Raw genomic sequence first — 12,769 nt, forward strand, 5'->3', positions numbered from 1 at the left:
TGCAGATGCCGCGCCATCTGACCTCCCGCCTCGGCGAGGGCCTGATCGCGATCTGGGGCGTCGTGACGGTCGTCTTCGTGGTCTCGCGCCTGCTCGGCGACCCGGCCGTGCTGCTGCTGCCGATCGGCGCGACCGAAGAGCAGATGCGCGAGCTGCGAACCCAGCTCGGGCTCGACCTGCCGCTGCTGCAGCAATATCTGAGCTTCCTCCTCAACGCCGCGAAAGGCGACTTCGGCCAGTCCTTTCAGTTCGGCCGCCCCGCCCTGACCGTGGTTATGGAGCGCTTGCCGGCGACGGCCCTGCTGGCGGGAAGCGCGCTCGCGATCGGGATCCTGATCGGCGGCATGGCGGGCGCGCTCGCCGCGATCTATCGAGGCTCTGCCATCGAGGCGCTGGTCCTGCTCGTCGCCCTGCTCGGCCAGGCGACGCCCTCCTTCTGGCTCGGCATCATGCTGATCCTGTTCTTCGCCGTGCAGCTCGGCTGGCTCCCGACGGGCGGCTACGGGACCTGGCAGAACCTCATCCTGCCGGCGACTACGCTCGCCTGCTTCACCACGGCGAGCATCGCGCGCCTGCTGCGCTCCTCCATGCTCGACGTGATGCGCGACGACTATGTCCGTACCGCCTATGCCAAGGGCCTGCCGCCGCGGCGCGTCTTCACCTGGCATGTCGGGCGCAACTCGCTGATCCCGGTCGTCACCATGACCGGCATCCTCGCCGGCGAATTGCTGGGCGGCGCGGCGGTCACCGAAACCGTCTTCTCCTGGCCCGGCGTCGGCCGGCTGATCGTGCAGGCGATCGAGACCAAGGATTTCCCCGTCGTGCAGGCAGGCGTCGCGGTGGTCGCGACGATCTTCGTCGGCGTCAATCTTCTGGTCGACCTGCTCTACACCCTGATCGATCCGCGCATCCGGCAAGCGTCATGAGGCTGCTCTCCTTCCTGCGCAGCCAGCGTTCCAACTGGCTCGGCCTCTTCGGCGCCGCCCTGTTGCTTTTGCTGCTGACCCTGGCGATCGCCGGCCCCTGGCTCGGCCTGCCCGACCCCACGCGCGGCGATCTGCGCGCCCGCATGCTGGCCCCGACGATCTCCTGGACAGGGCTCGGCAGCCATCCTTTCGGAACCGATCAGCTCGGCCGCGACATTCTCAGCCGGATCGTCGCCGGCAGCCGCGTGACGCTGACGATCGCCGGCTCGGCGGTCATTCTCGGCGGCATCGTCGGGATTTTTCTGGGCCTGATAGCCGGATATTTCGGCGGCTGGAGCGACCGCCTGCTGATGCGGCTGGTCGACATCCAGCTCGCCTTCCCGCTGATGCTGCTGGCGCTGCTTGTCGTCGCGGCGCTGGGGCCGAGCCTCCACAACCTGATCGCCGTACTCGCTTTGACGAGCTGGGTCCGCTACGCCCGCATCGTGCGCGGACAGGTGCTGACGGTGCGCGAGCGAGAATTCGTCCAGGCCGTGCGAGCGATGGGGGCCGGCCACCTGCGCATTCTCGGCCGCCACATCCTGCCGAACGTGCTGACGCCCGCCCTCGTCGTGGCGACACTCGAACTCGCCCGCACCATCGTTCTGGAGGCGGGACTGAGCTTCCTCGGGCTCGGCATCCAGCCGCCCTCCCCGAGCTGGGGCCGCATGCTCGCGGACGGTCGCACCTATATCGCCAGCGCCTGGTGGATCATCACCCTTCCGGGCCTCGCGCTGATGCTGACCGTGCTCAGCGTCAACCTGCTCGGCGACTGGTTGCGCGACTGGCTCGACCCGCACAGCGAGCGCGGCTGACGCCATGCGTCGGGCACAGCGCCCCGATCGCAGCGAGACTATCGACCACGGGGAGCGCTGCCGCTAAGCCTCGATACCGCAGGTATCGAGGCGGCTCGCCGGAGGAAAGCGGATGAATCAGGCGGACATGGCGAACGATACCCGCGAGGACGGCTTCCTCCCCCACACCTCGCATTGGGGCGTCTTCTCGGCCCGGATGAAGGATGGCGCGCTCGAGGTGAAGCCGCATCCGGGCGATCCGGATCCGAACGGCATCATCGACAATTTCCCCGCCGCGCTGCGTCACCGCGCCCGCATCGCCCAGCCGATGGTGCGTCGCGGCTGGCTGGAGAACGGCCCCGGCGCCGACGCGCGGCGCGGCCGCGACGAATTCGTCGCTGTATCCTGGGACAAGGCGCTCGACCTGCTCGGCGGCGAGCTCAAGCGGATCAGGGACGGCGCCGGGCCGGGCGCGATCTTCGGCGGCTCCTATGGCTGGGCCAGCGCCGGGCGCTTCCACCACGCCCAGAGCCAGATCCACCGCTTCCTCAACACCGCCTGCGGCGGCTATGTGAAATCGGTCAACAGCTATTCCTCCGGCTCCTCGCAGGTGCTGGTGCCGCATATCATCGGCGAGTACGAGGATCTGACCAAGCGCAACGTCTCCTGGGAGCAGATCGCCGAGCACAGCGAGATCGTGCTCGCCTTCGGCGGCATGGCTCTGAAGAACTCGATGGTCGCCGGCGGCAGCGTCAGCAAGCATGTCGAGCGCGGCGCGATGCGCCGGGCCGCAGAGCGGGGCTGCGAGTTCGTGCTGGTCGGCCCGCTGCGCTCGGACCTGCCCGAGGAGGCGAAGGCCGAATGGCTCTCCTGCATTCCCGGCAGCGACACCGCACTGATGATGGGCATCGTCCACACCCTCGTCGTCGAGGGCAAGCATGACCGCGACTTCCTCGATCGCTGCACCGTCGGCTGGCCGGTGTTCGAGCGCTATCTGCTGGGCGAGACCGATGGGCAACCGAAGGATGCCGCCTGGGCTGCCGATGTCACAGGCGTTTCCGCCGACGAGATCGTCGCGTTGGCGCATCGCCTCCATGGCAAGCGCGCGCTGATCGTCGTGGCGCATGCGCTGCAGCGCGCCGAACATGGCGAACAGCCGGTCTGGATGGGCATGGTGCTGGCCGCGACGCTGGGCCAGATCGGCCTGCCCGGCGGCGGCTATGGCTATGCGCTCGGCGCGATCGCCTATTACGGCCGCCGCTTCAACGCCGTGCCGGTGCCGACCTTCTCGCAGGGCAAGAATGGCGTCACGGATTACATCCCCGTCGCCCGCATCTCCGACATGCTGCTGAACCCGGGCGAGACCTATCGCTATAACGGTCAGACCCGGACCTACCCCGAGATCAAGCTGGTCTACTGGGCCGGCGGCAATCCATTTCACCACCACCAGGACCTGAACCGCCTGCGGCAGGCCTTCGCCCGGCTCGACACGCTGGTTGTCCACGAACTCGCCTGGACGGCGACGGCTCGTCATGCCGATATCGTCCTTCCATGCACCATGACGCTGGAACGCGAGGATATCGGGGGCAGCTCGAACGACCCGCTGCTGGTGCCGATGCACCCGGTCGTGCCTGCCTATGGCGAGGCCCGCGACGATTACGCCATCTTCGCCGACCTCGCCGAGCGCCTCGGCGCGCGTGAAGCCTTCACCGAAGGCCGCAGCGTGCGCGAATGGCTCGAATATCTCTGGGAGCCGACCCGCGAGGGTCTCGCCGCCAAGGGCCTGCCGGCGCCGAGCTTCGCCGAGTTCTGGCGCAGCGAGGGCTACATCGTGCCGCAGCTGCCCGACGATGGCGGCCGGCTGCGCGCCTTCCGCGACGATCCGGAGGGCAAGCCGCTGCCGACGCCCAGCGGCAAGCTCGAGATCTTCAGCGAGACGATCGCGAGCTTCGGCGAGGCCGACTGCCCCGGCCACCCGACCTGGCTCGGCCCGACCAATATCCCCGATCCGGCGACGCCCTACGTGCTGGTCGCCAACCAGCCGCGCACCCGCCTGCACAGCCAGTTCGACTTCGGCGGCCATAGCGGCGGCGCCAAGCATCGCGGCCGCGAGGTCGCGCGGATGCATCCCGATGACGCCGCCGCTCGCGGCATCTCCGATGGCGACATCATCCGGCTCTACAATGAGCGCGGCGCCTGCCTCGCCGGAGTCGTGCTAACCGACGGCATCCGGCCCGGCGTCATTCAGCTCCCGACCGGCGCCTGGTACGACCCCGTCGATCCCAGCGAGGACAAGCCGCTCTGCGTGCACGGGAATCCGAACGTGCTGACGCGCGATATCGGCACCTCGGCGCTGGCCCAGGGCTGCACCGGCCAGCTCACGACGGTGCAGGTCGAACGCTTCGACGGCAATCTGCCGCCGATCAACGCCTTCGAGCCGCCAGCCGCCAGCTGAGCGGCGGGCGACACATGGATCCGATCAACCAAGGAGGAAACATCATGGCCAAAGCCTATTGGGTCGGCACCTATCGTTCCGTCAGCGATCCGGACGCGCTGGCGGCCTATGCGAAAATCGGCGGCCCGGCGATCGTCGCGGGCGGTGGCCGCTTCCTCGCACGCGGCCTGCCCGCGCTCGTCTACGAAGCCGGCCTTCAGCAGCGCACAGTCGTCATCGAGTTCGACAGCGTCGAGCAGGCCAAGGCCACCCATGACAGCCCAGCCTATCAGGAAGCGCTCGCCTTGCTCGGCAACGGAGCCGAGCGCGACATCCGCATTGTCGAGGGTGTGTAGGGCGAACCCGGCACGGCGTCGCGGCCGGCCTCACCCTCCGGTAGCGTCGATCACCGCATCGACATCGGTCACAACGGCCACGTTCTGCAGCGCGTAGTTGATGGACGCCGTGTGCCATTCGGCGTTCATCGTCGAGCAGGCGTCCTCGGGCACGATCATGAAATAGCCCTTGTCGGCACCGGTTCGCGCCGTGTGCTCGATCGACATGTTGGTCCAGGCGCCGGTGACGATGACGATGTCGCGGCCGAGCGCCTTGAGCACGGTCTCCAGCCGTGTGCCCTCCCATGCGCTCATGCGCTGCTTCTCGACGACATGGTCGCCACCCTGCGCCTCCAGCCCCGGCACGGGCGCCGCGCCCCATGTGCCGCGCACCAGAGCATTGGCGTCGGCTAGCCCCTCGAAGAGCGGAGCGTTCATCGTCACGCCCGGCGCGCCCTTCTCGACGATAAACCAGACATGGATCACGGGAATGCCGCGCGCCCGCGCGGCTTCAGCCAGCCGGGCCGCATTGCCGATCGCGTTCTGCTCCTTGCAATGCGCCGGCGAGCCCGAGGCGGCGAAGGCGCCGCCCTCCATCACCACGTCGTTCTGCATGTCCTGGATCAGCAATGCGCAGCGTGAGGCCTCCAGCCGGTAACCGGGAGCGGCCTTGTTCGCGCCATTGCGCGCGACCGCGGCGGCCGGCTGCGCATTGACGCTGCCGCGCATGCTCGCAGCCCCGCGTGCCGTCATGAAGGGCTCGCGCCGTGGTCCCACCTTGGTTTCGACGGCATAGAGCGAATGGCTCGCGGTCAGGAAGAGCGTGCGCCAGTCCGGCCCGCCCCAGGCGAGATTGCCGACCAGTTCCGGCACGCGCAACTTGCCGATCAGCTCGCCCTTGATCGTATAGACCCAGACGCCACCGGGGCCGCAGACCCAGACATTGCCCTGTGCATCGCATTTCATCCCATCCGGGACGCCGGGCTCGGCCCCGACGATGCCGGAGGCGAAGAGCCGCGGAGCGCCCAGCCGCCCATCGGGCAGGATGTCGAAGACGCGGATATTGCACTGGACCGTGTCGTTGACGAAGAGCCGGTCCTCCGTCGGGCAGAAGCAGAGTCCGTTCGGCTGGTCGAAGAGATAGCGGTCGACCAGGAGCTGTGGTTCCCCGCCCCCCGGCGGGATACGGTAGACTCCCTGGAAACCCAGCTGGCGCGGCCGCTCGACGCCAAAGACCGGCATGCGGCCGTACCAGGGGTCGGAGAAATAGATCGACCCGTCCGACTTCACGACCACGTCGTTGGGGCTGTTGAGCTCCACGCCCTCGAAATGCGACGCCAGAACCTCGCGCCGGCCGTCCGGATGCTCGCGGACGAGGCTCGATGTGGCATGCTCGCAGACGATGAGGTTCAGCTCGGCATCATAGGTCATGCCGTTGCACTTGTTCGCCGGGCGCCTCACCTCGCGCACACCGCTGCGGTCCCAACGCCGGCGCACATCGCCCGGCATGTCCGAGAACAGCAGATACTGCTCATGCGGGTGCCAGACCGGCCCCTCGCAGAATTCGAAACCGCTTCCGAGCTGCCGAACCGGCGCCCAGAGGTCGACCAGCTCGGCGAATTGCGGTTGGACGGCGGTGTGGGTGGTCATGGCGCCGGCTCCGCTCAGGCCGCGAACCAGTTGCGCGCCGGCAGCGACTGCACCACCGGGCCGGGCACCGCCATGTCCATGCGGCCGATGACCTGGCCATGGGCAATCTTAGCCGGCTTGTCATGCACGGGGAGCAGGAATGTCCCATTCGCCAGCAGCTTCTTGATCGCAGCCTTCTCCTCGCGCTTCGAGACGCCGTGATTGCCGGTGGTGCGCGGCTCGTTGGCGTGCAGCTCGTGGAAGGGCGTCACGATCTGGTCGTTGAAGTCGTAGATCACGTCGCCGCAGATGATCGCCCGGCCCTCAGCCGTATCGACATGGACGTTCATCGAGCCCTCGGTATGGGCGCCGGCCGCCTCCAGGTAGCAGCCGGGGAAGAGCTCGATCATCCCCGACAGCTCCAGATCCTCGAAGCGCAGCGCGTCGCGCGTGTGCAGCCGGTCGATCAGGTGCTTGATGTCGGGCGCCGGATATTGCGGGTGCATCAGCCCCGAAACCGAATATTCCAGCTCGCGGCGGTTGACGATCACGGTGGTGTTCATCGGAAAGAGCTCGTCCTTCCCGGCATGGTCGATATGGAGATGGGTGTGCATGACATAGCGCACGTCGCCCATCCTCACGCCGTGCCGGGCAAGCTGGTTCTCGATCATGTTCTCGTGGAACTGGAGGCCGCGCATGCCCAAGCTCTCCATGATCTGGTTGTGGCGGTAGCCGGTATCGACCACCACCGGCCAGGGACCGCCGAGGATCAGGAAGCCATAGGTCGGCACGCGCCGCGTCCGTCCGCAATCGCGCCCGAGCACGAGGAAGCTCGCCTCCAGCTCGATATCGCCATAGTCGAGGATCTTGATTTCGAGCGGCATGCGTCTCTCCCTCAGCCTTGCTGCAGGCGGTAGACCCGCCGCGCGGTTTCGTTGAACACGGCCTGATGAGCCTCTTCCGGCACGGCCGCGAGATGCGCCGCGATCAGCTCCGGATAGGTCGTCCAGAGCTTCTCGATCGGGAAATTCGAACCGAACAGGCAGCGCTCGGCGCCGAACAGCGCCAGCGTCTGCACGGCGACGAGGCGGATATGCGAGTCGTCGTTGCGGTGCAGGAAGGTGCCGAGGCCGGAAAGCTTGCTGACGATGTTGGGCTGGCTCGCGAGCAGCGTCATGCCGGCGCGCCAGGTCGCGAGGCCGCCGGGGCTCAGATCCTCCAGCATGCCGGCGTGCTGCAGGACAAAGGTCACGCCCGGGCAGGCGGCTGCGAGATCGGCAGCCCCCGCCATCTGGCCGGCGAAGACCTGGAGATCGAAGCTGAAGCCGTAATCGGCGAGCCGGCCGACATTGGCGACGAGGCGCGGGTCACGCGCCAGCTCCGGCCCGCTGGCGAAGCGATAGAGCGCGTTCTCGTGCCAATGGAGCTGCATCCGGACGCCGCGGACGCGCGGATTGCGCGCGAGCGCGTCGAACTGGGGCCTGGCGTCGTCGGCCAGCATGTCGACATAGGCGACGATCGCGATCGGGAAGCCGGCCTCGTCCGAGGCGCGCGAGACATAGTCGACCTCGTCGAGAAAGCGTACCGGCGCCCAGTTGGCCTGAACATAGACGGCCTCGGTGACGCCGGACGGTCGGCAGTCGCCGAGATATTCCGCGACGGGATAATCGCGGCGGATCGGCTCATAAGGACCGAATATCCGCGGCTGCATGGGACCGACGAGCCAGGGCAGATCCTGCTGCCGCCAGATGTGGAAATGGGAATCGACGAGACCGGTCATGCCGCTGCTAAGCCTCCGAGCGAGAGAATATGCCGGCAGATGCGGGCGGTGCTGGCGCCGTTGCCGAGGCTGGCGAGATGCGGTGCGATCAGCCGCAGCGCCTCGGTCTCCGGCCGGAAAGCCGGGTCGGCGGCGAGCGGGGTCAGCCAGTCGATGCGATGCGCGCGCTGGCCGAGCCTCGCAATGGCCGCGACGAGTGCCGAAGGATCGCCTCGTTCCAGCCCATCCGAGATCACGACGACGACCGCGCCGCGCGCATAGGACGCAAAGCGCGGCACGGCGAGAAACGCCTGCAGCGCATCGCCGATGCGCGTGCCGCCGTCCCAGTCGGCCACGAGTCCGGCGGCCTCCGCCAGCGCCTGTTCGCGGCGCTTGCGCCTGAGCGCCTTGGTGACGCGCGTCAATCTCGTCCCGAAGGTGAAGACCTCCGAATAAGGTGCTGACTGCACGATGGTATGGGTGAGCGCGAGATTGGCGTCGCTGCGCTGCTTCATCGAACCGGAGACGTCGATCAGCAGCAGGATCGGCCGCGGCCGCGTCACGCGGCGCAGCTTCTTCAGGCTCATCACCTCGCCATCATGGCGGATGGCGTCGCGCATGCTGCCCGCGAGATCGACCGTCGCGCCGCGTCGCGCCGGGCGGTGGCGATAGCCGCGCCGGCGCGGCAGCGCCTCGGGCAGCGCCCGGCCGAAGCGGCGCAGGGTATCGTTCTCGTCGAGCGGCTTCAACATGCGGACGGACAGTGCCTCCGCGCCGGTCGCCGCCTGCCCGGTCTCGTTGATCTCCTCGCCCAGCAGCACCTCGCGGGAGCCGCTGTCCTCCTGCACCGACATCTCGTCGTCGGGGGCGAAATCCTCGTCGCCCGGCTCGAAGAGCGCGCCGAGGAAATGCGCGTCGAACAACGCGTCGAACAGCTCTCGCTGCTCCGGATGGGGCGCGAGCGTCGCGACCGCCGCCTTGCGGACCTGCTCGAGGCTGCGCGGCCCGAGCAGTTCGATCGCGGCGAGGAAGGAGACGGTCTGCTCAGGCGCAACCGCCAGCCCATGCTCGCGCAGCAGCGCCGGAAACGAGACGAACAAGCGTGCGGCAGGAGGAAGGGGCGCGATCATGCCGCCAGCCCCGGGATGAACAGCGGCAGGCGCGGGCGCAAGTGGGCGAGGTCCTCCTCGTCCTTGATCGCGGTGCCGAGCGAGCGACGGAAGGCCTCGGGCCAGGGCGCGCCGCTCTGCGCCAGCGCGGTCGCAGCCTCCGCCCAGTCGACCGCCTCGGCCACGCCCGGCGGCTTGGCCAGCGGCTCCTGGCGCAGCAACCCGACGGCGTGGACGACCGCGCGCGCCGTGCCTTCCGCGACAGCCGAGGAGCGCAGCATGATGATCTGCGCCTCCCGCTCGGCTTCCGGATAGGCGATGTAGTGGTAGACGCAGCGCCTTCTCAGCGCCTCATGCAGCTCGCGGGTGCGGTTCGAGGTCAGCACCACGACGGGCCGCTCGGGCGCCCGAAGTGTGCCGCGCTCGGGGATGGAGATCGAGAAATCGGAGAGGAATTCGAGCAGGAAGGCCTCGAATTCATGGTCCGAGCGGTCGATTTCGTCGATCAGCAGTACGGTCGATTCCGGACGCCGCAGCGCCGTCAGCATTGGCCGCTCGATCAGGAAATCGTCGCGGTAGATGTCGAGATGCTCGCCCTCGCGCGCCTGCCTGATGGCGAGCATCTGGCGGGGATAGTTCCACTCGTAGAGCGCGGCCGAGGCGTCGATGCCCTCGAAGCATTGCAGGCGGATCAGCTGCCGGCCGAGGATACCGGCGAGCGCCTTGGCGGCTTCCGTCTTGCCGACGCCCGGCGCGCCCTCCAGCAGCAGCGGTTTGCCGAGCGCGAGCGATAGGTAGCCGGCCGTCGCGATGCCGTCATCGGCCAGATACATCGCCGCCGTCAGGGCCTGGGCGAGGTCCTCGGGGCTCGATATGCCGGCGACGGTGGTGCGCAAAGCCATGGCGTCAGCGCCAGTTCACCGGGCCGCCGCGACGCGGCCCCGGCTTGACGCCGCCATTCGCCTTGATCCCGCGCAGGATCTTCTCCGGCGTGATCGGCAATTCGTCGACGCGCACGCCAACTGCGTTGTAGACCGCGTTGGCGACCGCCGGCAGCACCGGATTGGCGCACATCTCGCCCGGTCCCTTGCCGCCATAGGGCCCGTCCGGTGCCGGCCGCTCCAGCACGGTGACGTGATAGGGCGCGATCTCCCCCGGCCCCGGCATCAGATACTCGTTGAAGTCGCGCGGGCCGTGCTCGATGCTGGGATAATAGGGCTCCGGCGTCTCGTAGAGCGCGTGGCTCATCCCCATCCAGGCGCCGCCGACGAGCTGCTGCTCGACCATGCGCGGATTGATGACGCGGCCGAGCTCATAGGCGCTGGTCATGGCGAGCACCTCGACCTCGCCGGTCTCGTCATCGACCGCGACATCGGCGACGAGGCAGGCATGGGCGAAGGCGGTGTTCGGGTTCATCTCGCCGGTCTCGGCATCGACCGCCGAGAGCGGGATCAGGAAGATGCCGCGCCCGGCGATGGTCTTGCCCTGCTTGAACTGCGCCGCCTGCGCCGTCGCCTTGACCGTGATTGTCTTGGACGGTGCGCCGCGGACATGGATGTTGCCGCGCCCGTCGGTGACGAGGTCGGCGGCATTGACCTCCAGCTCCTCGGCCGCCGCCTCCAGCAGCACGCCGCGCGCCTCGCGCGCCGCGACGATGATGGCGTTGCCCATGCGATGCGTGCCGCGCGAGGCGAAGGAGCCCATGTCGTGAGGGCCGGTGTCGCTGTCGGCGGTGTCGACGAAGACGTCCTCGATCGGCACGCCCAGCGTCTCCGCCGCGATCTGCCGCGAGACCTGCTTCATGCCCTGGCCGAGATCGATCGCCGAGAGCGCGACGGTGAACTTGCCCTCCGGATTGGAGTGGATCAGCGCCTGGCTCGGATCGCCGCCGAGATTCATGCCGATCGGATAATTGACCGAGGCCATGCCCCGGCCTTCGTGACGGGCCATGTCAGCGCCTCCTCGTTCCGAAGACGGATGAAAACCGCACCGCGCCATGCTGCGTCTGTGCTGGAGCGGCCGGTGGTTGAGCCGGCGGAACGTTCGGAACCGGCGCCGGCGCGTAGGTGGGAGCAGCGGCCGCAGGGCTGCTGATCGGCTGATACGGCGACGGCGCATAGGCTGGCGCCGCAGCAGGTGACACAGCCGGCGGCGGCATGCCTGGCCGCGCCGGCTCGTAACGCGGCACCTGCGTCGGTGCGGCGCGTCCGTCCCGCGCCCCCTCCATCACCGGCTGCTTGCTGAGCGGGATGCGCATCGTGCCGGCCGGCAGCGTCTGGGTCGGCGTGCCCGCCCGCGTCTCCGGGCGGCCGATCTGGCCTTTCGTGTCGATCACCGTCGCCGGAATCTGGCCGCGCTCGCCGGCGCCTCCCGTATGCGAGGTCTGCCGCTTCGCCTGTTCGGAGAGCGGCCAGTTCGCCTTCTCGGCAGCAACCTGCACGCATTCGACCAGCGCCGTGTTCTTGGCGGCGCGCCTGTGCGGCTTCATGTCCCCGTCGCGATAGGCGTTGAGGATGCGGAACTCCATCGGGTCCAGGTTTGCCGCCTCGGCGAGGCGGTCCATCTGGACCTCGAGCGCGAAATCGACCGCCGTAACGCCGAAGCCGCGCATCGCGGTCGAGGGGCAGCGATTGGTGTAGGCGACATGGACGTCGGAGGCGACGTTCGGGATCCAGTACGGCCCCGGCAGATGGGCCGTGCACTTGATCGCCGCGTAGCTGGAAAGCCGCGTATAGGCCCCGGCGTCGAAATAGCTGCGGATGTATCGGGCAACGATGCGCCCGTCCCGCATCAGCCCGTCCTTGATGTAGATGCGCTCGGCGCCGCGCGGCGAGCCGTAGAGCATCTCCTCCTCGCGATCGAGCACGAAGCGCACCGGCTTTCCGGTGAGCATCGCGCCCAGCACGGCGAGAGGTTCGGTCAGCGAGTCGACCTTGCCGCCGAAGCCGCCACCGACCGTGCCGCCGACGAAATGCAGCCTGTTCGAGGGCACGCCGACGATCTTCGCGGTGGTGTCGAGCGAGAAAAACAGGCCCTGCGCGCAGGAATGGACGAGATAGCGCCCGTTCTGGTCCGGCGCGGCGATGGTGCCGTTGGTCTCGGTCGGCGCATGCTCGATCGGCGACATCTGGTAGCGATGCTCCATCACGATGTCGGCCGAGGCGAAGCCGCGCTCGACATCGCCGAAGCGCAGCTTCTGATGGTCGAAGCGCTCGTGATATTCGAAGTAGTTGCCCGGATAGGTCTCGTTGACGGTCGGTGCGCCCGGCTTCAGCGCCTCCTCGACGTCGAAGACGGCCGGCAGCGGCTCGTAGTCGATCCGCACCAGTTTCTTCGCCGCCAGCGCCTCCGCCTCGCTGTCGGCGAGGATCGCGACCACCGGCTCGCCCTTGTAGCGGACCTTGTAGACCGCGAGCGAAGGCTCGTCGTCCTTGCCGAAATTGATCAGGCTGAGCAGCGTGTTCTTGTTCACCGGCACGTCTGCGCCGCGCAACACGCGCTTGACGCCCGGCGCCCGCTCGGCGGCGGAAACGTCGATCGAGCGGATGCGGGCATGGGCATGGGGGCTGCGCACGACCTTGAGATGAAGCAGCCCGTCGAACGCGTGGTCGTCGAAATAGCGCGTCCGCCCGGTGACGTGGCCGGGCATGTCCTGGCGCTGCAGCCCCTTGCCGATCACGTTGAGATCATCGTCGCGCTCGTCGGCGAAGATATCCTTGCGCATCTCCATCGTGGCCATGGCGA

General features: G+C 68.3%; 11 protein-coding genes. 4 read left to right on the forward strand and 7 right to left on the reverse strand.

What is annotated here, in order from left to right; translation table 11 throughout:
* Nucleotides 1-5 precede the first annotated feature (5 nt).
* The 4 genes from AC1RMY_RS16535 to AC1RMY_RS16550 all read left to right on the forward strand — a co-directional run bounded on the left by AC1RMY_RS16535 (nucleotide 6) and on the right by AC1RMY_RS16550 (nucleotide 4,549).
* Nucleotides 6-926, forward strand: a complete 921-nt coding sequence (locus tag AC1RMY_RS16535; RefSeq protein WP_492866297.1) for an ABC transporter permease — start codon at nucleotides 6-8, stop codon at nucleotides 924-926.
* Complete coding sequence (locus AC1RMY_RS16540) at nucleotides 923-1,780, forward strand: ABC transporter permease (protein WP_492866299.1); 858 nt, start codon at nucleotides 923-925, stop codon at nucleotides 1,778-1,780. Before AC1RMY_RS16535 ends, AC1RMY_RS16540 begins: the two co-directional genes overlap by 4 nt.
* 112 nt (nucleotides 1,781-1,892) lie before the next feature.
* A complete protein-coding gene (locus AC1RMY_RS16545) occupies nucleotides 1,893-4,214 on the forward strand; it encodes a molybdopterin guanine dinucleotide-containing S/N-oxide reductase (RefSeq protein WP_492866301.1) in 2,322 nt (773 codons plus the stop codon).
* A gap of 44 nt (nucleotides 4,215-4,258) precedes the next feature.
* A complete protein-coding gene (locus tag AC1RMY_RS16550; RefSeq protein ID WP_492866303.1) occupies nucleotides 4,259-4,549 on the forward strand; it encodes a DUF1330 domain-containing protein in 291 nt (96 codons plus the stop codon).
* Nucleotides 4,550-4,579: 30 nt separating this feature from the next.
* Here AC1RMY_RS16550 and AC1RMY_RS16555 read toward each other — a convergent pair whose 3' ends face one another.
* The 7 genes from AC1RMY_RS16555 to AC1RMY_RS16585 are packed head-to-tail and all read right to left on the reverse strand — an operon-like array spanning nucleotide 4,580 to nucleotide 12,764.
* The gene (locus AC1RMY_RS16555) at nucleotides 4,580-6,178 is read right to left on the reverse strand and encodes an isochorismatase family protein (RefSeq protein WP_492866305.1); all 1,599 of its coding nucleotides are present in this window, start codon (nucleotides 6,176-6,178) and stop codon (nucleotides 4,580-4,582) included.
* A 14-nt stretch (nucleotides 6,179-6,192) separates the two neighbouring features.
* Nucleotides 6,193-7,041: an N-acyl homoserine lactonase family protein gene (locus AC1RMY_RS16560; protein ID WP_492866307.1), complete on the reverse strand. Its 849-nt coding sequence runs from the start codon at nucleotides 7,039-7,041 to the stop codon at nucleotides 6,193-6,195.
* A gap of 11 nt (nucleotides 7,042-7,052) precedes the next feature.
* The gene (locus AC1RMY_RS16565; RefSeq protein ID WP_492866309.1) at nucleotides 7,053-7,937 is read right to left on the reverse strand and encodes an amidohydrolase family protein; all 885 of its coding nucleotides are present in this window, start codon (nucleotides 7,935-7,937) and stop codon (nucleotides 7,053-7,055) included.
* Nucleotides 7,934-9,046 (reverse strand): vWA domain-containing protein, encoded by a 1,113-nt coding sequence (locus AC1RMY_RS16570; RefSeq protein ID WP_492866311.1) that lies wholly within the window; start codon nucleotides 9,044-9,046, stop codon nucleotides 7,934-7,936. Before AC1RMY_RS16570 ends, AC1RMY_RS16565 begins: the two co-directional genes overlap by 4 nt.
* The gene (locus tag AC1RMY_RS16575) at nucleotides 9,043-9,927 is read right to left on the reverse strand and encodes an AAA family ATPase (protein WP_492866313.1); all 885 of its coding nucleotides are present in this window, start codon (nucleotides 9,925-9,927) and stop codon (nucleotides 9,043-9,045) included. The genes AC1RMY_RS16570 and AC1RMY_RS16575 overlap by 4 nt, the downstream gene beginning before the upstream one ends.
* Before the next feature lie 4 nt (nucleotides 9,928-9,931).
* Nucleotides 9,932-10,975, reverse strand: a complete 1,044-nt coding sequence (locus AC1RMY_RS16580) for a xanthine dehydrogenase family protein molybdopterin-binding subunit (protein ID WP_492866315.1) — start codon at nucleotides 10,973-10,975, stop codon at nucleotides 9,932-9,934.
* 1 nt (nucleotide 10,976) lies between these two features.
* Entirely contained in the window at nucleotides 10,977-12,764 is a 1,788-nt protein-coding gene (locus AC1RMY_RS16585) for a xanthine dehydrogenase family protein molybdopterin-binding subunit (protein ID WP_492866317.1), read from the reverse strand.
* Nucleotides 12,765-12,769: the final 5 nt, after the last annotated feature.

This window comes from Allobosea sp. GW822-FHT03F07 (genome assembly GCF_058801345.1).

Bases quoted from the DNA above. Each gene is read 5' to 3' on its own strand.
- AC1RMY_RS16550 (WP_492866303.1), top strand. From the start codon at position 4,259: ATGGCCAAAGCCTATTGGGTCGGCACCTATCGTTCCGTCAGCGATCCG.
- AC1RMY_RS16575 (WP_492866313.1), bottom strand. From the start codon at position 9,927: ATGGCTTTGCGCACCACCGTCGCCGGCATATCGAGCCCCGAGGACCTC.
- AC1RMY_RS16560 (WP_492866307.1), bottom strand. From the start codon at position 7,041: ATGCCGCTCGAAATCAAGATCCTCGACTATGGCGATATCGAGCTGGAG.
- AC1RMY_RS16540 (WP_492866299.1), top strand. From the start codon at position 923: ATGAGGCTGCTCTCCTTCCTGCGCAGCCAGCGTTCCAACTGGCTCGGC.
- AC1RMY_RS16565 (WP_492866309.1), bottom strand. From the start codon at position 7,937: ATGACCGGTCTCGTCGATTCCCATTTCCACATCTGGCGGCAGCAGGAT.
- AC1RMY_RS16535 (WP_492866297.1), top strand. From the start codon at position 6: ATGCCGCGCCATCTGACCTCCCGCCTCGGCGAGGGCCTGATCGCGATC.
- AC1RMY_RS16555 (WP_492866305.1), bottom strand. From the start codon at position 6,178: ATGACCACCCACACCGCCGTCCAACCGCAATTCGCCGAGCTGGTCGAC.
- AC1RMY_RS16545 (WP_492866301.1), top strand. From the start codon at position 1,893: ATGAATCAGGCGGACATGGCGAACGATACCCGCGAGGACGGCTTCCTC.
- AC1RMY_RS16570 (WP_492866311.1), bottom strand. From the start codon at position 9,046: ATGATCGCGCCCCTTCCTCCTGCCGCACGCTTGTTCGTCTCGTTTCCG.
- AC1RMY_RS16580 (WP_492866315.1), bottom strand. From the start codon at position 10,975: ATGGCCCGTCACGAAGGCCGGGGCATGGCCTCGGTCAATTATCCGATC.
- AC1RMY_RS16585 (WP_492866317.1), bottom strand. From the start codon at position 12,764: ATGGCCACGATGGAGATGCGCAAGGATATCTTCGCCGACGAGCGCGAC.